At 67.0% G+C, this 18,772-nt stretch carries 15 protein-coding genes, 2 pseudogenes and 1 other annotated feature; of the genes and pseudogenes, 9 read left to right on the forward strand and 8 right to left on the reverse strand.

What is annotated here, in order from left to right:
* Positions 1-3 precede the first annotated feature (3 nt).
* Positions 4-1,140 (reverse strand): PLP-dependent cysteine synthase family protein, encoded by a 1,137-nt coding sequence (locus MVF96_RS12890; protein WP_165630007.1) that lies wholly within the window; start codon positions 1,138-1,140, stop codon positions 4-6.
* A gap of 243 nt (positions 1,141-1,383) precedes the next feature.
* Between MVF96_RS12890 and MVF96_RS12895 the strand changes: the two genes are divergently transcribed.
* The 3 genes and pseudogenes from MVF96_RS12895 (at position 1,384) to MVF96_RS12905 (ending at position 3,767) form a co-directional block, all read left to right on the forward strand.
* A complete protein-coding gene (locus MVF96_RS12895; protein ID WP_055477338.1) occupies positions 1,384-2,118 on the forward strand; it encodes a response regulator transcription factor in 735 nt (244 codons plus the stop codon).
* Entirely contained in the window at positions 2,108-3,340 is a 1,233-nt protein-coding gene (locus tag MVF96_RS12900; protein ID WP_055477340.1) for a sensor histidine kinase, read from the forward strand. Before MVF96_RS12895 ends, MVF96_RS12900 begins: the two co-directional genes overlap by 11 nt.
* A gap of 47 nt (positions 3,341-3,387) precedes the next feature.
* Positions 3,388-3,767 (forward strand): annotated as a pseudogene (locus MVF96_RS12905) (BlaI/MecI/CopY family transcriptional regulator).
* Positions 3,768-3,820: 53 nt separating this feature from the next.
* On the opposite strand, the gene MVF96_RS12910 reads toward MVF96_RS12905, so the two are convergent.
* Positions 3,821-4,150: a hypothetical protein gene (locus MVF96_RS12910; protein WP_005180014.1), complete on the reverse strand. Its 330-nt coding sequence runs from the start codon at positions 4,148-4,150 to the stop codon at positions 3,821-3,823.
* 139 nt (positions 4,151-4,289) lie between these two features.
* A pseudogene (locus MVF96_RS12915) lies at positions 4,290-5,572 on the reverse strand (IS3 family transposase).
* Positions 5,166-5,294: a sequence feature (AL1L pseudoknot), on the reverse strand. It overlaps the preceding pseudogene by 129 nt.
* Before the next feature lie 986 nt (positions 5,573-6,558).
* Here MVF96_RS12915 and MVF96_RS12920 point away from each other — a divergent pair.
* Positions 6,559-6,741: a YegP family protein gene (locus MVF96_RS12920; RefSeq protein WP_055476917.1), complete on the forward strand. Its 183-nt coding sequence runs from the start codon at positions 6,559-6,561 to the stop codon at positions 6,739-6,741.
* 1,170 nt (positions 6,742-7,911) lie between these two features.
* Here the strand turns inward: MVF96_RS12920 and merB are convergent.
* Genes merB through merA form a run of 3 tightly spaced genes read right to left on the reverse strand, consistent with a single transcriptional unit; the run spans position 7,912 to position 10,507 of the window.
* On the reverse strand, positions 7,912-8,553 hold the full coding sequence (gene merB / locus MVF96_RS12930; RefSeq protein WP_005179592.1) for an organomercurial lyase MerB: 642 nt from the start codon (positions 8,551-8,553) through the stop codon (positions 7,912-7,914).
* Positions 8,495-9,046 (reverse strand): MerR family transcriptional regulator, encoded by a 552-nt coding sequence (locus tag MVF96_RS12935; protein WP_005179589.1) that lies wholly within the window; start codon positions 9,044-9,046, stop codon positions 8,495-8,497. Before MVF96_RS12935 ends, merB begins: the two co-directional genes overlap by 59 nt.
* Before the next feature lie 24 nt (positions 9,047-9,070).
* Positions 9,071-10,507: a mercury(II) reductase gene (gene merA, locus MVF96_RS12940; RefSeq protein ID WP_055476916.1), complete on the reverse strand. Its 1,437-nt coding sequence runs from the start codon at positions 10,505-10,507 to the stop codon at positions 9,071-9,073.
* A 124-nt stretch (positions 10,508-10,631) separates the two neighbouring features.
* Between merA and MVF96_RS12945 the strand changes: the two genes are divergently transcribed.
* Positions 10,632-11,009: an ArsR/SmtB family transcription factor gene (locus MVF96_RS12945; protein WP_005179587.1), complete on the forward strand. Its 378-nt coding sequence runs from the start codon at positions 10,632-10,634 to the stop codon at positions 11,007-11,009.
* A 612-nt stretch (positions 11,010-11,621) separates the two neighbouring features.
* Here the strand turns inward: MVF96_RS12945 and MVF96_RS12950 are convergent.
* Both MVF96_RS12950 and MVF96_RS12955 read right to left on the reverse strand, forming a co-directional pair.
* Positions 11,622-11,846: a hypothetical protein gene (locus tag MVF96_RS12950; RefSeq protein ID WP_223374213.1), complete on the reverse strand. Its 225-nt coding sequence runs from the start codon at positions 11,844-11,846 to the stop codon at positions 11,622-11,624.
* 132 nt (positions 11,847-11,978) lie between these two features.
* Positions 11,979-14,141 carry an MMPL family transporter gene (locus MVF96_RS12955; RefSeq protein WP_007240197.1) on the reverse strand — a complete coding sequence of 721 codons (2,163 nt, stop codon included), beginning with the start codon at positions 14,139-14,141 and terminating at the stop codon, positions 11,979-11,981.
* A gap of 208 nt (positions 14,142-14,349) precedes the next feature.
* Between MVF96_RS12955 and MVF96_RS12960 the strand changes: the two genes are divergently transcribed.
* Genes MVF96_RS12960 through MVF96_RS12975 form a run of 4 tightly spaced genes read left to right on the forward strand, consistent with a single transcriptional unit; the run spans position 14,350 to position 18,755 of the window.
* Entirely contained in the window at positions 14,350-14,739 is a 390-nt protein-coding gene (locus tag MVF96_RS12960) for an ArsR/SmtB family transcription factor (protein WP_005179570.1), read from the forward strand.
* A complete protein-coding gene (locus tag MVF96_RS12965; RefSeq protein WP_006902503.1) occupies positions 14,736-16,700 on the forward strand; it encodes a heavy metal translocating P-type ATPase in 1,965 nt (654 codons plus the stop codon). Before MVF96_RS12960 ends, MVF96_RS12965 begins: the two co-directional genes overlap by 4 nt.
* A complete protein-coding gene (gene lspA, locus MVF96_RS12970; protein ID WP_005179567.1) occupies positions 16,697-17,227 on the forward strand; it encodes a signal peptidase II in 531 nt (176 codons plus the stop codon). Before MVF96_RS12965 ends, lspA begins: the two co-directional genes overlap by 4 nt.
* Positions 17,178-18,755 (forward strand): DHA2 family efflux MFS transporter permease subunit, encoded by a 1,578-nt coding sequence (locus MVF96_RS12975; RefSeq protein WP_005179563.1) that lies wholly within the window; start codon positions 17,178-17,180, stop codon positions 18,753-18,755. Before lspA ends, MVF96_RS12975 begins: the two co-directional genes overlap by 50 nt.
* The last annotated feature ends 17 nt before the right edge of the window (positions 18,756-18,772 follow it).

The raw sequence follows: 18,772 nt of genomic DNA on the forward strand, positions 1-18,772 counted from the left end.
AGATCAGCTCGTGGGCTCGGCGTGCGGCACGCAAGTGGGGTCGATGATGGTAGGGCACCGCGTCCAGCTGCTCGCGACCTGAGTGAGCGGATCGCTGATGGTGCGGGGTTCAGTGGGCGGCGCCGGGGCGCCGATCAGGTCGTGAGCGCGGCAGTACTCATCGTTGTAAATGGTTCCGTAGTAGCGAGCGGGGCCATCGGGGAACACCGCCGCGATGCGCGTATCGGCCGAACGAGTACGCGCCAGCCAGCCCGAGACCAGGGCCACCGCGCCCACGCTCCAGCCGCCGGTGGCGTAATGCGTGGCGGCCAGGGTGCGACATGCCCAGACTGCCTCGGCCGGCGCCACCCAGTGCACCTCACTGAACTGGTCATAGGCAACGTTACGGGGGTAGATACTCGAGCCGAGTCCCCGCATAATCCGTGACTGTGCCGGCTGGCCGAAAATCGTCGAGCCAATGGTGTCTACGCCCACAACCTCCAGCTCAGGGTTGAACTGCCGCAGAGTATGAGCCACACCGGCTGAGTGCCCACCGGTGCCCACCGAGCACACCAGCACATCGATATGTCGCAGCTGCGCGATCAACTCCACACCCAACGAGCTGTAACCGGTCACGTTGTCGGGATTGGAATACTGGTCGGGACACCACCCAGCCTCGTCACGCTCGAGCAAGGTGCGCACGCGGTCGCGGCGGGCTTGTTGCCAACCCCCGCCCGGATGGGGATCGCTGACGACATCGACCTGGGCGCCGTAGGCGGCGAGCATCTGCCGCAAGATCGGTTCCAGTCCCGGATCGGTCACCAAGGTCACCGGATGCCCGAACACGATGCCCGCTAATGCCAGGCCTAATCCCAGTGTCCCACTAGTTGATTCGATGATCCGCGCCCCCGGGGCCAGCTCTTCACGGGCGCGGGCGCGTTCCACCATGTGCAGCGCAGGCCGGTCTTTCATACCCCCGGGGTTGAAGCCTTCCAGCTTGGCCCAGAAGCCGCGCCCGTGCTCGGCGAAGGGTTCCTCGATGCGCAACACCGGGGTGCCGCCCACCAGCTGACGACTCAGCCCAGCACGGGGCGACGCGGCTTCGGCGGGGAAGGTAGTGGCGAATGGATCACTGGTGGTGAGGCTGTAAGAGACAGTCACACGGGCATCCTCTGCGTTGTTGAACAGGACGCCGCCGGGCAGAAATCAGATCATCAGTGTGAGAGGGAACTGTGTCGTAACGTTCCACCCGGCGACACCGCCACCTTGCCCACCGAACCTCAAGGCTGATCGGCAGCGTGGATCAAGATCTGCTCAAGAACGCCCACGAGGTTGGATGATCGTGTAGACCACCGCCACCATAGGAGCGTGCCCCAAGATCGCAACGTCGTCGACGACCTCCATATGCCGGTGGTCCGACCACCGCACGGTCTGCACGCCCTGGTGATCGAAGATGAGCCCGACATTGCCGAAGTCGTTGCTGACTACCTGCAGCGCAGCGGATTCACGGTCACCGTTGCGCCCGACGGCCAGGAGGGAGTCGCCGCCGCACGCACGGCGAGTCCGGCAGTAGTCATCCTCGACCTGGGCTTGCCGTCACTCGATGGCGTCGAGGTCTGTCGACAGTTACGCACCTTCACCAACGCCTACATCGTGATGGTCACGGCCCGCGCGGACGAAGTCGACACAGTCGTTGGCCTGTCGGTGGGGGCCGATGACTACCTCACGAAACCATTTCGCCCTCGTGAGCTGATGGCGCGCATCGACGCCATGCTGCGCCGACCACGGCCGACCCCAACCGGCGAGTCGCACCCGCGGACGATAGGGGAGCTCACCCTCGACCCTCAGGGTCGTGAAGTCCAGGTGCAGAGCACACCCGTGGAGCTGACTCGGACTGAGTTCGACGTTCTCGAAGCGCTCACGCGGCGGCCCGGTGTTGTGTTCAGTCGAGAGCAACTGCTCACCGAAATCTGGGGACCCGACTGGGTCGGCGATGCCCACGTCGTCGAAGTCCATGTCGCCAGTCTGCGCCGCAAACTCGGTGACAGCGCCGTAGCCGGCCGATTCATCCGCACCGTTCGCGGAGTGGGCTACCGGATGGGTGACGGCCAACCTCGAGGAGCCAGCGATGAACGATGAACGTCGACGGTTACGTATCCCCGGCAGCTTCGGCTCCCGGCTCATGCTCGCTCAAGCTATCGTCATCGCCGGCGGCGGCATCAGCGTCGCGATCGTGGCACTATTCGTGGCTCCACACACCTTCCACGACCACCTCGGCCAAGCTCGCCTCGAGCCAGGGTCAGTTCAGGCCGACCATGTCGAAGCCGCGTTCACTTCCTCGATCGTCGTCTCAATGTCTGCCGCATTGATCACCTCGACGATCCTGGCCACGGCCGTCAGCTGGTTCCTGGCTCGCCGCGTACAACAGTCAGTCGCCAGTGTCGCCCGCTCAGCCGTGGCTATTGGCGCCGGCAACTACCGCACGCGCGTACCCGATCGCCAGCTCGGCACCGAGTTCACCCAGCTCAGCCGAGCTATCAACCAACTTGCACAACGGCTGGATTCACAAGACGACATCCGTAAGCGGATGCTGTCAGACCTTGCCCACGAACTGCGCACCCCACTGACCACCATCGGCGCGATCACCGACGCCATCGAAGACGGAATCCGGGCTCCCGACTCACAGACCTTTGACGTCGTGCGCACCGCCACCACCCGCCTGCAGCGTCTCGCCGAGGACATCGCGACCGTATCCAGCACCGACGAGCATCAGATGCCCCTCCACCCGGCGACGATCACTGTCAACGAACTGCTCATCGCGACCTACGAAGAAGCCGCCGACCTGTTCACCGACGCCGAAGTCACGCTGGGCATCGTCACCACCGCCGCGCGCGTACACATCCATGTCGACGCCGAACGAATGAGCCAAGTACTGCTCAATCTGCTCACCAACGCGCTGCGACACAGCTCCCCGGGCCAGCGAGTCGTAGTGAAAGCCGACACCGCCCCGGCACACGCGGTGCGCATCAGCGTCGTCGACTGCGGTGACGGCATTCCCCCTCAACACCTTCCACACATCTTCGACCGCTTCTACCGCACCGACTCCTCACGCACCAGAGACGCCGGCGGCAGCGGAATCGGCCTCACCATCGCCCGCTCTATCGTCGAAGACCATGGGGGCACCTTGCTCGCCGAAAGCCTGGGAGCCGGACACGGAGCCACCTTCACCATCACGTTGCCGACCACCACCCGACGTCACATCCACCGCAGCACCCCTGGAACCGAATTCTCCGTGGCCTTCAAACACCGCACGCGTCGCGGCGCTGCCGATGCGCTCCAACGGGACCAAGCTACTAACTGAGGTAGTCCGTCGTAAGATTGACCCGCATCTAGAGATGGTGGGTGAAAATGACTGGGCTGGGTTCACTGGAACGCGCAGTGATGGACGTGCTGTGGTCAGCCGGTGCGGCGATGTCGGTGCACGACCTAGTCGAGGAACTCCACGACCGCGAACCGGCCTACACCACAGTGCTCACCGTCGTCACCAACCTGCACAAAAAGGGTTCGTCGGTCGAGAAAAAGTCAGCCGCGCCTACCGGTACTTCCCCATGCAGACCCGTGAAGAGGCCACCTCACGCACCTTGCGTCAGGTCCTCGACGCCAGCGGGGACTCCGCGGCAGTACTGATGCACTTCGCCCAGACCGTGACACCCGCCGAGCGTGAAGTGCTCAGCGAATACCTCACCCTTAAACCTCGCCACACCCGCGGCGGCGGCACCAAAGCCTAAGCCATAGAAACCCTCCGACAAGGGAAACTCCGGCGAGGCCCAGGCCCGACTACTCAACCGGTCGCGCGCCCCTTGACTGCTGGGAGTAGACGCGCCACCAGCGCACCGGCCACACCCGCAGCGAAGGCCGCAGCACTCAGAGCCGACACCCAGTCGTGCACATCCACAGCGGTCAGCACCCGCAGCTCAACCGGATCACCGCGCCCGACTCCTGAGCGGGGGTCGGATGGCACGAGATCCGACGTTCGGAGCAGCATCACCAGCCAGAACGCGGCCACCGCCTCAAACATCACCACAGCAAGACCCACCGCACGGGAGATCGTACGGGCAGGACCGCGCGGGCCGAACCGACCCGCACGCCGCACCTCGACACCGTCAGTCATGCCCAACCATCTCCTCAGCACACCCGCATCACACCCCACTTCTACTAACCACCTTCGTATTCTGTGGCCATCGGGCGTGGGCGCCGGGAACGAGGGTCTCGAAGCAATCTGAATCGCCCCGGGTTTGCTGGGGGCTCGTTTACTTGGTTCCAGCGACTGCCGGGACCGGGTTCTCACGGTAGCTGGTGACTGTGTGGGTCGACCAGTAGGTGGTCTCGTACTCGACGGGTGGGACGTGCCCGATCTCGCCGTGCAGGCGGCGGTGGTTGAACCAGTCGATGTACTCGGCGACGGCGATCTCGACCTCGCCGACACCGCCCCAGCCACCGCGAGGGCGCATGACTGGGTTACGGATACACTCGGCCTTGAACAACGAGTTGAACGCCTCGGCCATCGCATTGTCGTACGAATCACCCTTGGAGCCAACAGAAGTCACTGCGTCTGCTTCGGCGAGACGTTCGGTGTAGCGGATGGCTCGATACTGCACTCCGCGGTCGGAGTGGTGAATCAGCCCGGCCACGCCCTGGCCGGCACGCGACCGCGCCCACAACCCCATATCCAAGGCGTCGAGCGCGAGGTCGGTGTGCATGGTGGTCGAGACCTGCCAGCCCACGACCATCCTTGAGAAGACGTCGAGGATGAACGCGGCATACACCCACCCCGAGTGTGTGCGGATGTAGGTCAGGTCCGCCACCCACAGCGCGTTGGGCGCCGCCGCGGTGAACTGCCGTTCGACACGATCGGCCGGCTGCGGAGTTTCGGCCCCCTCGCTGTGCGTGGTCTTCCGCGTCTTGGATCTCGTTATCCCCTGCAGCCCATCAGCTTTCATCAACCGCTCGACGGTGCACCGGGCCACGCCGATACCCTTTCTGCGTAGTTCGGCGTGGACTTTGCGGGCACCGTAGACGCCGAGATTGTCGGCATGCACGGTGCGGATCTCACCGAGGATCTCGCGGTCACGGACCACCCGTGGCGCCTCGACTCGTCGAGAGCTCAGATGGGCTCGGACTGTGGACGGAGCGATCTGGGCGGCCGTGTCGCGCAGGGCCGCGCAGATCGGATCGACTCCGTGTTCGTCGCGGAAAGCGGCGACGAACTCCACGATCAACGCTGTGGGCGGTCGATCTCCGCCGCAAAGAAAGCTGATGCCTGCTTCAAGATGGTGTTCGCCCGCCGCAACTCCCGGTTCTCCCGTTCCAGCTGCGCGATCCGCTCAGCCTCGCTGGTCGTGGTCCCCGGGCGGTCCCCGCCATCGATCTCGGCCTGCTTGACCCAGGTGCGAAGCGCCTCCGGGTGCACACCGAGTTGATCGGCGATCCGTTTGAGCGCCCCTGGTCGCGTGGCTGGGTCCTTGCGGGCCTCCACCGCCATCCGCGTCGCCCGCTCCTTCAGCTCAACGCTGTACTTCCGTGGTGCTGCCATGCTCTCCATCCTTCACAGATTCGAGAGCCTCCGACAAACCCGGGGCGTTTCAGGCGATTGATGACCCTCGATCTCGTGGACCTTTCCCCACCCTCGCGGGCAAAGCTCACAGATCCAGTTCTCGGACGCGCGCCGCTGGCTTGTCACGTCGACCAACCAAGCGACGCAAACCGACATTCTGCGGCAACTGAGGATTGAGGCTGATCCGAATGGTCCCACTTGAGCAGAGCCGCGCAACCACACGCCTGCAGGGGCTACTGCTCGCCCTTGAACTCGATCGGCACCGGCTGTTAATACGCGCTCGGCTCGACACCCGGGCGCGACGACCGCGCGACGCAGCCGGTGACCACGCAGACCTAGCAGAGGTCGTCGAGTTGTTGACCGCACTCGTCACAACATATCGTCTGAATGAGCTGTACCCCTTCGACGCCGTCCGCGAAGCGCGCAACACCTCCCACCGCGCAAAATACCTACTCGCCGCCATCGGCCCGAAGTCGAGCGGGCGGCCGAAATTATCCAGGGGCGAGGAGCTGTGTCCCCCGGAAATTAGTAGTGCGGGCGGCTGAAAGACTCGCTCTCACGGCGGAGAGATCCAGCTTGGCACTACACGTCTCTGGCGGGCCCAACCATCACCGCGCCATCCACAATCTCGACATCGCGCTCAATCGTCTACAGATTTTGCGGACTCATCGAGACCTGGCGCCTGGATCATACTCGGTCTGCACACTCGGCGAGAGACGTGAACGGCAGGCGTGGTGACCGCCGCGCCCGCTGGTGTCAGGATTCGTCACCTAACGACGGATGGTACCGATGAATAAGAATGAGATACCGGCATCGCCGACGCCGCACATCCAGCGTTGTGCAGGACCGCAAGGCCAGGGACAAATCAGCACCGGATCAGGTCTCGAGGGGAGAAGTCGAGCCCACGGTCGCGCATATTCGATTTGTAGTGACTGCGGCACTCCCGACCGGAAGGAACCCCAACGATGGCCGCGAAGTTCGAACTGTTCACCGACGAGGCCCGGCAAGAACCGTTTCCATCTGAAGCAGCCAACGGCGAAATCATCGCCGCCAGCCACGCATATGAGTCGAAGGCCTCAGCGCGAACCGGGATCGAGTCGGTCAAACACAACGCCGGCGACGCCACAGTCGACGACCAGACCACCTAGGCACCACACAGTCGCGCACTACTCATGTCGACCGCAGTCCAAGGACTGAACCTGCCCATTCGACCACGGACCAGACTCACTCACCGGCATCGAGTGGATCGAACGACTCAATCGCATACATGCCCATTTTTATCCGAAAGAAGGACTCGCTCTACACCCTGTCGACGCTCGCACTTGACCCCCACGATCTGACCGCGGCGCTCTGACACTCTCCACCCGTTCCGACAGAACTCGAGGCGCAGCCACCGTTGCAGACGTCGCCTACGACAATGGGTTTGCTCATGTGGCACGGTTCGCGGCCGCCTACAAAGCCGCCTACGGTGAAGCCCCTATCTTATGTCAAGTAAGCCCCTGCATATTGCATCAGATGCAACACGTGGCCTGAGATCCGTCATTTGGATGTCAGTTGGCGACCTGGGGATTCGTCACTCGTGTCAGTAGCGCTCGTCACCGGAGTCATCTACCCGTGCGTATCTCGAGCGCGCACCGCCACCCTGACTCTCGATCTGTAGATCAGCGGATGCCTTCGGCCGCCAGGCCCTCGCGCTGCTGGGTGGCGTCGATGCTGAATGCGCCGCCGTGGATCAGCTCACCGAGGCCACTACCGAGGCATTCCAGCAGTACCCCGACTACGCGGTGATCACCAGTTTTCCTGGCCTGGCTGACCTCTCCGGCGCTCGGGTGCTCGGCGAGATCGGCGACGACCGCGAGCGGTTCACCGACGCCCGTTCGCTGAAGGACCTACGCCGGTTCTGTGCTGATCACGCGGGCCTCCGGGCGCAGCATCTCGATTACCCGCCGCGTGGTGAAGAACAACCGACTCAACGCTGCAGGATTCCTTTGGGCGTTCGCCGCGATGGCGAAAGCCGGCGCACCCCAAGACCATTAACGCCGAGGACGCGACCGCGGCGATCGGCACGCCGCTGCGCTTCGGCACCTCTTCGACCGCTTGCTCGGGCAGCTCCACTACTGCTTGCAAACCGGTCAGCACTACGACCCGATCAAGGCGTTCGGGCCCGCTCAGGACGCGTCCTTCGAGATCGCGGCTTGACCTCTTGGTGTGATCGGAGGTCTTCTTCGGCGCGTTCAAGACCGATATCGACGCCGAACTCGCCCAGCTCGGCCCGACCGGGTACCGGCCCTTGTGGGTGCGCGACACCCTGTTCTGAGTCAGCAGCACGGCGCCTCGCCGGCCGGGTCGATGAGCGCCTCGGCCAGTGGGCGTGCGAGCTGGGTGTAGGCGTCGGCGACCGGTAGCACGGTCATCCCAGGATGCTCGGATCGCCACTGCTCGGCGGCGTCGGGAGTGGCCAGGAACATCTGCGGATTGCAGCAGGTGGCGCGGACCTGCCCGCCCCGGATCCCGGCGGGGTCGACGAAGGCCACCATCGCGGCGGCCGGTTGCAGGTCGGTGACTCCCGTGACTGGATCGACGGTCAATCGCACGGCGCTGACGGTAACCGGGCACTCGGATTCGACGTGTGCGCTCGCCCCGATCACGGCGGGGAAGACGAGCGTGTCGGGCGCACACCAGGTGTAGAGCTGATGGCCTGCGACGGTGAATCGGTGCGGGGTCGGATTCAGGGTCAATCCCCACCCGAGGACCCGGCCCTGCTCGTCGTATTCGATGTCGGCGCCGATCGGTGTCTCTTCGAGATCTCCGGCGTCGACACCGGCTGCGGCCGCCAACTCCGTGACGGTGACCGGCGCTCCGTGGGCCAGCAGCCGCAGCGCGGCCCGCAGCAGCGCCCGGTCACGGTCGGCTGGTGCGATCGTGGCGAAAACGTCGGCGGGAATGGAGTCGGTGCTCATGAGAGTCAGCCTTTCCGAGAATGCGTCGGGTGCGATGTCGATGACGGTAGGGTCTGCCCCCGGGGGCAGAGTCAAGCCCGCGTCGGGCATCGGCACGGACCTCGGTCCAGCACACATCGTCGGCGGCCCACCGCGCACGGTGGATGCTGGTGAAGTCGTCGATGCGGTCGAGGATCTGCTGGGCGTCGCTGATCCGGCGGTGCAGCCGCTGTCGCGACCGCTCCAGTAGCTCGGCCAGACGCGCGCCGACCGCTCCGTCTCCACTATCGACGGCGTCATCGGTGAGCTGGCAGATCTCGGCGATGGTGAGCCCAAGCCCGCGCAGCTCGCCGATGAACCGCACACACCACAGTGCGTCATCGGTGTACAGGCGGTAGCCGGCCGCGCTGCGCCCCAGGGTGTGGATGAGCCCGAGGTCGGTGTATTCACGCAACGCCTTCACCCTCACCCCGGTCCGCGCCGACAACACGCCGATCGTCATGTGCCCGTTCATCTCGGCCTTTCCTGGAGGAGATCGTCAGCCTGCGCAGCAGGACAGTTTCGTCACGTCGGTGGTGAAGGTCTGGGCGGTCAGTTTCAACGCTTCGGCCATGGTCAGATACGGCGCCCAGCTGTGGGCGAGCCGGTCGACGGTCATACCCGCGGTCATCGCGTATCCGGCGGCGGTGATCAGGTCTCCGGCACCCTCGGCCAGCGCGTGCACGCCCAAGATCCGGCCGGTATCGGCGTCGGCGACGATCTTGGCCAGGCCACGGGTATCGCGATTGACCAGCGCCCGCGCCACACTCGACAACGCCAGCGTCCGGCACCGGCACCGGTATCCGGCCGTCACCGCCTCGGCCTCGGTGAGCCCCACGGCGGCGATGGCGGGGCTGGTGAACGTCAGCCGCGGCACTGTGGCGTAGTCCAGGACCCGATCCGCGTCGGCGAACGCGTTGTCGGCCACCAGCGTTCCCTGCGCGGCGGCCACATACACGAACTGCGGGCCCCCGGCCACGTCCCCGGCCGCCCAGATCCGGGCATTGCCGGTGCGCTGACGGTCATCGACGATCACCGCGCCGCGCCCGTCGACACCGACCCCGACCGCCTCCAGGCCCAGCCCCGCGGTGTTCGGGCGGCGACCGGTCGCGACCAACACGTGTTCGGCCCGCAGCTCGCTGACCCCGGCCCGAGTGCGCACGCTCACCAGCTTGTGGCCGCCACCGGCCAGGACCTTCTCGACGGTGGCCGCGGTCAACACGGCGATATGCTCATCGGCGAAGACAGCCTCGATCGCGGCCGAGATTTCCGGTTCCTCGCCCGGCGCCAGCCGCCCCAGGGCCTCGATCACCGTCACCCGGGCGCCGAGGCGGGCGAACAACTGGGCTTGTTCGAGCCCGACAGTGTTGCCGCCGATCACGATCAGCGACTCCGGGAGCCGCTTCAGGTCCATGGCGGTGGTCGAGGTCAGATACCCGGCCTCGACCAGACCGTCGATCGGCGGGATCCACGGCGTCGCACCGGTCGCGATCAGGTAATGGCCAGCCTCGATCACCCGGGTCCCGCCGTCGTTCGCTCCGACCCGCAACCCCGGCGCCGCACTCGTGCCGTCGAACACTGCCGTGCCGGAGACGATCTCCCACCCGTACTCGCCCGCCAGCTCGATGTACTTGTTTGCCCGCAGCTGCGCGACCAGCGCGTCCTTACCGGCGATCAGGCCCGGAAAATCCAGCGGCACCGCAGCGGCACCCAGGCCGGGAAACCGGTCGGCGGCGGCTGCGGCGTGGCGGGCCTCCGCGGCGGCCAGCAACGTCTTCGACGGCACACACCCGACGTTCACGCAGGTGCCACCGACGGTGTCGCGCTCGATCATCACCACGGACCTGCCGTGGCCGACCGCGGCGATAGCGGCGGCGAACGCCGCCGAACCGGACCCGACGATCGCCAGATCCGGACGGGATTGTGTCGTGGCCACGCCTGCCTCCTGAGGGGTTGAGCAACCGCGTCGCCAGCCAACGGCTGCTATTCGCATTGACGAATACCTACAGGGCTCATACTATGCGCTTAAGCGAATAGTTCAAGTGGTGTGGAGGTGCCCCATGTCCCGGTCCACGACCGCCGTGCCCGGCGACGAGCTGGCGTGCACACATCTGGATACGACGGCGAAGTTCTTTCGCGCCCTGTCGGATCCGACCCGGTTGAAGCTGCTGGAATACATCCTCGCCGGCGAACGCACCTCGGCCGACTGCGTCGCGCACGCCGGCATCTCCCAGCCGCGGGTGTCGGTGCACCTGTCGTGTCTGGCCGATTGCGGATACATCGTCGCGCGCCGCGACGGCAAGAAGCTGCGGTACACGGTCGGAGACCCGCGCGTGGCCGAACTGGTGCTGCTCGCCCGGTTGCTCGCGGCCGACAACGCCGCCGCCCTGACGTGCTGCACCCGCATCGACCAGGTACCGGACGGTGACCGGACATGAACGCCCTCGACAGCCCTCACGTCTCGGCAGCCGCTCACCGTCGGCGGGTTCACCGCGGCTGGGACTGGGTGTCAAGCTCGCCGAGGTCGATGCCGAGCTCGCCGAACTCACCGCGGTCCGGCGACACCCTGGCCGCCGCGCTGGCGGCCGGACGCGAAGACCTGCTCGAGCGCAGCGAATCCCCCTGCTGCCCTGTCCCATCGACACCGAACCCAGCGCCAGGCAGCGGTGGCTCGGCGAGCTGCGGGGGAGGCCGTTGTGGCTGCTGCGACCTAGACACGCCGCTGGCGGGCTTGCATCGGGACCGCGGCACTGCTGCCTGGGCTGTTGCGCGGTGGTGCCCCGCTGCTGATCGCGGCCGTAGCACTGAGCAGCGGCACGCTGCTGGTGAGCCTGTCATGGCTCCAACCGCTCGGATTCGCCCATCGGACTCGGGCTCCTCGGACTGATCTGGTCCCGCCAATGACTCGCGCCCGCGGCTGCGATGAGGGCTGCGCAGCCACACCTTCCGGCGACGCGGGCACTCCGGCCCGCACCACCGCCGCGACCTGGCTCAGGCCGTCACCGAGTTTGGCGCCTGCGAGGCCACCACGGTGATCAGCACCGTAGCCATCAACGGCGCCATCGCCGGTGCTCACCGCGCGCCGAGACCCGCTGCCCGGTCCCGGCGCGCGGTACACCTGGGGTGAGCCACGCCAGCGTCAGTGGGATGACGATCAACACGAGGAACGCTTCCAGGAACGGTCCGGCCTCCACGAACTCGGCCAGATCCGACGTAGAGCCGCAGCTGGTGGCAGGGACACCGCTCCGCCGCGCCAGCTGGGTAATACGCATCATCACCACCCCGCGACCCTGAACCTTCGACTCGACTCGAAGGTCAGACCGGCCGTGACGGTTGCCCCCGAGGGCGGTGTGGCCCCGGCGGCCGGTCCCGTGTCCGCGACGAATCAACCTGGTCTGATCGCCGCGCTACTCAGCGGCGGCCCGTGGTGCGCGAGTGTTGGGTGGGCGAAACCTGAGGGCGGGCAGCCACCAGTTCCAGCCGCCGAGCAGGCGCATGAGGGCGGGGACGAGGACGAGGCGGATGAGGACGGCGTCGATGGCGACGGCGACGGCAAGGGCGAGTCCGAGTTGTTTGAGTTCGAGGATGTCGGCGGTGAGGAAGCTTGCGAAGATGGCGATCATGATCGCGGCGGCCGCGGTGATGGGGCGTGCGGTGTGGGTGAGCCCGGCCGCGACGGCGCGCTGGTTGTCGCCGCTGGCGTCCCAGTATTCGCGGATGCGACGAATCAGGAACACCTCGTAGTCCATCGAGAGCCCGAACAGTAGCGCGAACACCACGGTGGGTAGGTAGACCTGCACGAATCCGGGGCTGGTGAAGTCGAGGACGTTCTCGCCCAGACCCCACTGGAACACCGCGACGGTGATACCGAGGGCGGCGCCGGTGGCGAGCAGGTTCATCGCGATGGCCTTGAGGGGTAAGGCGATACTGCGGAAAGCGGCGATGAGGAAGACCAGCGAGGCGGTCAGCACCAGGGCTACGACCAGCGGAAGTTTGGTGGTCATTTCGTCGGAGAGATCGACGAATTCGGCGGTGCTGCCGCCGATGCGGATCTCGGCTCCGGCTGCGCCGGCGGCTGTGTTGCGCAGGTCGCGGACGAGGTCGGTGGCGGCCATCGAGTCGAAGGTGACCGAGGGGATCGCCATCGCGAGCATTCGACCGTCATTGAGCTGGGCGGGCAGGACGGTGTCGATGCGGGCGTCGCCGTCGATCTCGGTCAGGAATCGGTTGACCCGTGCTTCGGCGTCTGCGGTGAGTGGGGTGTCGCTGGGGCCGGTGGCGATGATCTCGACCGGGGAGAGTGCTCCGGGCGGGAAGTTGGTGTTCAATGCGGTGCTGGCGCGTCCGGTCGGGGTGTCGTCGAGGGCGGTGGTGCCCATGTCGAGGCCGTAGCGGATCCCGAATACCGGCAGCGCGGCGAGGACCAGCACCGCTGCGGCCGCGGTGCCGAAGAGGACGGGTCGGCGCATGACGAGATACGCCCAGCGCGCCCAGCGGCCACCGAGAACGCCGGGAGCGTCGGTGGCGCTGTCGGCAGGGCGCCAGCGGGCCGGGAGACTACCGCGGTTGACAGCCGGGCCCAAGGCGGCGAGCAGGGCGGGTAGCAGGGTGACGGCGACGGTGAGCATACTGGTGACGGCGGTGGCGACGCCGATGGCGATGCCACGGAAGATCGGTGCCTGGATGATGATCAACGCGCACAGCGAGATCATCACCACCAAGCCCGAGACCAGAATCGTTTTGCCTGCTGTGGCGAGGGAGCGACCGACGGCGCCGCTGATCGCGGCATGGTCTGGCCCGGTGTGGTGGGTGAGTTCTTCGCGGAAGCGGCTGACGATGAACATCGCGTAGTCGATACCGACGCCGAGGCCCACCATGGTGGCCATGGCCACGGTCAGCGAATCGAACGCGGTCACAGCAGTGAGGGTGAACAACACTCCGACCGCGGTCAGCATCCCGGCGATGGCCACTGCGATCGGGACCGCCGCTGCGGCCAGGGCGCCGAGGGCGAGGACGAGCAGGACCAGCGCGACCGGGATGCCGATTGCCTCGGCGCGGGCCAGGTCGGCGTTCTGCAGTTCGGTGGCCGCGTTCTGTACCGCCGAGTACCCGGTGACCCCTACGTCGATGGAATCGTCGCCGGTGGTGGCGATGGCGTCTTGCAGGTCGCGCGCGACTTTCGCGCGTTCGGCCATGTCGCCGTCCATGCCGGCGAGCGCGATCGCGACGTGACCGTCGGCCGAGATCTGGGATCCGGGCAGCCCGTCGTAGGGGCCGACGACGTCGACCACGCCCTCGACCGCGGTGGCGGCGGTGATCGTGCGAGCCACCGCTGCACGGAACTCGGCGTCGGTGGCGGTGACCGCGCCAGACTGCAGCACGATGACCGCCTGTTCCGTACCGAACTGCGGGAAGTGCCGGGCAACCAGGCGATCCACCTCGGTGGACTCCGAGCCCTCGACACCGAAATCCATCGCACCGAGCCGGTTCTCGAGCAGCGGGTAGGCCACCGCGCACACCACCAGCAGCAGTCCCCAGACCGCCAGGACCGCACGTCTGCGCCGGGCCATCAGAACGCCCCACCGATATAGCACTCCGGGCGAGCCCGGCGGCGATGGTTGCTGAGGCGAGTTCTCGACGACGGCGGACTTCTGCTGGTTCACGCGTCCTCCCTCCGTAGCGACCACGAATTGATCGCCATATCACGATGTAATCGTTGAAACGAGATGAATCACACTCTCACTCGATATCAATAGCTTTCGCCGCTATCATCGCTTTATGGCGATTAATGATGGCGGGGGTTGCCTCGTCGAGACGCAGGGGTTGGATCCGGCGGTGGCCCTGTTCCACAGCCTCTCCGATGCGACACGGTTGGCGATCGTGCACCGGCTGGCGTGCGGGGAAGCGCGGGTCTTGGACCTGATGGCCGGGCTCGGACTGGCTCAGTCAACGGTATCGGCGCACGTAGCGTGCCTGCGCGACTGCGGGCTGGTCGTGGGCCGCCCGCAAGGGCGGCAGGTGTTCTACAGCCTGGCCCGCCCGGAGTTGATGGACCTACTCGCCTCGGCAGAGACCTTGCTCGCGGCGACAGGCAATGCGGTGGCGTTGTGCCCGAACTACGGCACCGACTCCACCACCGAGACGGAGAGCGCGGAGGTACGAGCATGAGCGACGCATGCGGCTGCGGCCACGACGAACCCGCCGGTGACGGCGAGGCCGAGGAACGCGAACCCGAAAAGCTCTGGGAAGTCAGTGAACTGCGCGCCGCCGCGGTCGCCGGAGTGCTGCTGGTCGCGGCACTGATCGTCGGCTGGACCGGCGGCCCACGCGCCGTCGAGTTGGGGTTGGAGATCGCCGCACTGCTCGTCGGTGCATACACCTTCGTCCCCTCCACGCTCAAACGGCTGGCCAAGGGCAAGATCGGTGTCGGCACGCTGATGACGATCGCCGCGATCGGCGCGGTGATCCTCGGCGAGGTCGGCGAAGCCGCCATGCTGGCGTTCCTGTTCTCCATCAGCGAGGGCCTCGAGGAGTACGCGGTCGCGCGCACCCGCCGCGGGCTGCGCGCCCTGTTGAACCTGGTACCGGACCGGGCCACCGTGCTACGCGACGGCACCGAAACCGTCATCGCCCCTGCCGAGCTGCGCGTCGGGGATCGGATGCTGGTGCGCCCCGGTGAGCGGGTCGCGACCGACGGGGTGATCGTCGACGGGCGTAGCGCGCTGGATGTTTCGGCGATCACCGGCGAATCGGTACCGGTAGAAGCCGGGCCGGGCGCGGAGGTGTTCGCCGGGGCGATCAACGGCACCGGTGTGCTGACCGTCGAGGTCACCACGACCGCCGAGGACAACTCCCTGGCACGGATCGTGCGGATCGTGGAGGCCGAGCAGGCCCGCAAGGGCGACGCTCAACGCTTGGCCGACAAGATCGCCAAACCGCTGGTGCCCGGCATCATGATCGCCGCCACAGCCATCGCGGTGATTGGCGCGCTCTTCGGGGATCCGGTCACCTGGATCGAACGTGCGCTGGTGGTGCTGGTCGCCGCCTCACCGTGCGCGCTGGCGATCTCGGTGCCGGTGACCGTGGTCGCCGCGATCGGTGCGGCGAGCAAGCTGGGTGTGCTGGTCAAGGGCGGTGCCGCACTCGAGGCGATGGGCCGGGTGCGCGAGGTCGCGCTGGACAAGACCGGCACGCTGACGGCGAACAAGCCTGCCGTCGTCGAGATCGCCGCCACCGGCGGTGTGCACGGGGACCGGGTGCTGGCGGTCGCGGCCGCGCTGGAATCGCGCAGTGAACATCCCCTCGCCCGCGCCATCCTCGCCGCCGTCGACACCGTCACTCCCGCCACCGACGTCGAGGCGGTCACCGGTGCCGGGTTGACCGGCCGCGTCGACGGACGCCGGGCGCGGCTGGGCCGTCCGGGCTGGATCGAACCGGGTGTTCTGGCCGCCGATGTGGAACGGATGCAGCACGCGGGGGCGACCGCGGTGCTGATCGAGCTCGACGGCCAGGTGATCGGTGCGATCGCTGTGCGCGACGAACTGCGGCCCGAGGCACACGAGGTCATCGACCGATTGCACGCGCTGGGAATCCGGGTCTCGATGCTCACCGGTGACAACGCCCGCACCGCCGCCGCTCTGGCCGCTGAGGCGGGGATCGAGGACGTGCACGCGGATCTGCGCCCGGAGGACAAGGCCCACATCGTGGGCGAACTGCGCAGCGACCGGTTCACCGCGATGGTCGGCGACGGCGTCAACGACGCCCCCGCACTGGCAACCGCCGACCTCGGTGTGGCGATGGGCGCGATGGGCACCGATGTCGCTATCGAAACCGCGGATGTGGCGTTGATGGGTGAGGACCTGCGGCACCTGCCGCGGGCTCTCGAGCACGCTCGTCGGGCTCGCCGGATCATGTTGCAAAACGTCGGTTTGTCGTTGGGGTTGATCACGATCTTGATCCCGCTCGCGCTGTTCGGGATTCTCGGGTTGGCGGCGGTGGTGCTGGTGCACGAACTCGCCGAGATCGTCGTCATCGCCAACGGTGTCCGCGCCGGACGCACCAAACCCCTGGCCTCGCTGACCGATTCGGCGGCAAAGCCCGCACCGGTACTGGCCGGAGCGCCCGCGTGACCGCCACCGCGTCGTCTGCTCCCACCGTGTCGCGGTGGGGGCGGCGACTGCGGTGGGTCGCTGCCGCGGCCGCGCTGGCCGGTATCGACCTCACGCTCAAAGCGTGGGCGCAGACCACGCTGGCCGGGGCCCCGATCGAGGCGGGTCCGGTGGACCTTAAGTTGGCGTTCAACCCGGGAGCGGCGTTCTCGATCGCCGCCGACGCACCGAGCTGGGTGATGCTCACGCTCACCACGGTGATCACCACCGCGGTCGCGGTCGGCGGATGGGTGGTCGCGCCGCGCGCGAACCTGCTCACCCGCGTCGCGCTCGCCGCGATCCTGGGCGGTGCCGCCGCCAACGTCATCGACCGGGCCCCCGACGGTGTGGTCACCGACTACCTGCACACCGGCTGGTGGCCCACCTTCAACCTCGCCGACACCTTCATCGTGCTCGGCGCGACCGCCCTCATCATCGCCACTCTGATCGGAAACTCCGATGAGCGAGAACCACTCTCACCCGAACACCACGCCGACGACCGGGACTGAGCCGGGCCCGTCACGTCGGTGGGCAGGGCTGGCGGCGCTGGTCGTCGCCCTGCTCACCGTCGGGCTGGACCTGATGGTTCTCAACGTCGCCCTGCCCACCCTGGCCCAAGACCTCGGCGCGAGCACCACCCAGTTGCAGTGGATCGTCAACGCCTACACCCTGGTCTTCGCCGCGCTCATGCTGCCCGCCGGCGGCTTCGGTGACCGCTACGGTCGCAAACGGCTGCTGCTGATAGGTTTGGTCGCCTTCGTCGCCGCCTCGGCCTGGGCCGCTTTCAGCGGGTCCACCGGCTCGCTGATCGCCGCCCGCGCGGTCATGGGCATCGGGGCCGCGATCATCGTGCCGCTGTCGCTGGGGATCCTGCCGACCCTGTTCGGCCCCGACCAGCGTCGCCGCGCGATCGCGGTGTGGGTCGGTGCACTGGGTGTCGGGTTGCCGCTGGGGCCGATCGTCGGTGGCTGGCTGCTGCAGCATTTCTGGTGGGGCTCGGTGTTTCTGATCAACGTCCCGGTCGGTGTCGCCGCCCTGGTTGCCTGTGTGGTGCTGTTGCCCGAATCGGTCGACCCGCATGCACCGGCGTTGGACTGGCTCGGGATCCTCACCGCCGTGCCCGGTACGGCGGCGCTGGTATTCGGCATCATCCAGGCTCCCGCGTACGGGTGGACCGATCCCGTCGTGCTCGCGGCTCTGGCGGCCGGTGTGTGGCTGATCGCGGGATTTCTGGTGTGGGAAAGCCGTGCCCGCGACCCATTGGTCGATCTGGCACTGTTCACCAATCCGGCCTTCACCTGGCCCACCCTGGCCGCAACCGCGGGCACCTTCACCCTGGTCGGCGTGCTGTTCGTGCTGCCGCAATACCTGCAGATACTGCGCTACCACGACGCCTTCGGCACCGGCCTGCGCTTGGTGCCTCTGGTGCTGGCGATCATCGTCGCCGCAGCCGCTGTGGACAAGATCGTGACCCGACTCGGCGCCAAAATCCCGATCGCCACCGGCATGGTGATCGCCGCGGCCGGATTCGTGCTCGCATCCCGCATCACCGTCGACTCCGGCTACGGCTTCGTCGCGGTGTGCCTGGCGACCGTGGGCCTGGGAGCCGGGCTGGCGTTGGCGCCGGCTGTCGACGCGGTCATGGCGAGCCTGCCCGAGCATCGCAGCGCCGCAGGAGCTGGGTTGCTGATGGCCATTCGACAGGTCGGTGCCGCGTTCAGCGTCGCGATCCTGGGCACCCTGCTCACCGTCGTTTACACCCGCGACCTCGACCCCCACCTGAGCGGCCTGCCCGAACCAGTGGTCAGCGCGGCGCGTGACAACATCGCCGGAGCGCAACTTGCCGCGACCCAGATTCCCGGCCCAGCGGGCGCCGATCTGGCCGCGTCCAGCGCCCACGCCTACAGCCACGCCATGTCCGCAGTGTTCCTTGCCAGCGCCGCCATCAGCGCACTACTGGCCGCGGCCATCGCCGCCAAACTCCCCAACCACACTCCTGCGCCCGCGCCGACATCACCGGCGCGTGATCGAAACTGAAATAGCCACTCCCATGA

This window comes from Gordonia hongkongensis (assembly GCF_023078355.1).
Lineage (GTDB): Bacteria > Actinomycetota > Actinomycetes > Mycobacteriales > Mycobacteriaceae > Gordonia > Gordonia hongkongensis.

What these genes read in the sequence shown, in the direction of transcription:
- MVF96_RS12895 (WP_055477338.1), top strand. Translation starts at nt 1,384, where the DNA reads ATGCCGGTGGTCCGACCACCGCACGGTCTGCACGCCCTGGTGATCGAA.
- MVF96_RS12900 (WP_055477340.1), top strand. Translation starts at nt 2,108, where the DNA reads ATGAACGATGAACGTCGACGGTTACGTATCCCCGGCAGCTTCGGCTCC.
- MVF96_RS12910 (WP_005180014.1), bottom strand. Translation starts at nt 4,150, where the DNA reads ATGACTGACGGTGTCGAGGTGCGGCGTGCGGGTCGGTTCGGCCCGCGC.
- MVF96_RS12920 (WP_055476917.1), top strand. Translation starts at nt 6,559, where the DNA reads ATGGCCGCGAAGTTCGAACTGTTCACCGACGAGGCCCGGCAAGAACCG.
- merB (WP_005179592.1), bottom strand. Translation starts at nt 8,553, where the DNA reads ATGAGCACCGACTCCATTCCCGCCGACGTTTTCGCCACGATCGCACCA.
- MVF96_RS12935 (WP_005179589.1), bottom strand. Translation starts at nt 9,046, where the DNA reads ATGAACGGGCACATGACGATCGGCGTGTTGTCGGCGCGGACCGGGGTG.
- MVF96_RS12945 (WP_005179587.1), top strand. Translation starts at nt 10,632, where the DNA reads ATGTCCCGGTCCACGACCGCCGTGCCCGGCGACGAGCTGGCGTGCACA.
- MVF96_RS12950 (WP_223374213.1), bottom strand. Translation starts at nt 11,846, where the DNA reads ATGATGCGTATTACCCAGCTGGCGCGGCGGAGCGGTGTCCCTGCCACC.
- MVF96_RS12955 (WP_007240197.1), bottom strand. Translation starts at nt 14,141, where the DNA reads ATGGCCCGGCGCAGACGTGCGGTCCTGGCGGTCTGGGGACTGCTGCTG.
- MVF96_RS12960 (WP_005179570.1), top strand. Translation starts at nt 14,350, where the DNA reads ATGGCGATTAATGATGGCGGGGGTTGCCTCGTCGAGACGCAGGGGTTG.
- MVF96_RS12965 (WP_006902503.1), top strand. Translation starts at nt 14,736, where the DNA reads ATGAGCGACGCATGCGGCTGCGGCCACGACGAACCCGCCGGTGACGGC.
- MVF96_RS12975 (WP_005179563.1), top strand. Translation starts at nt 17,178, where the DNA reads ATGAGCGAGAACCACTCTCACCCGAACACCACGCCGACGACCGGGACT.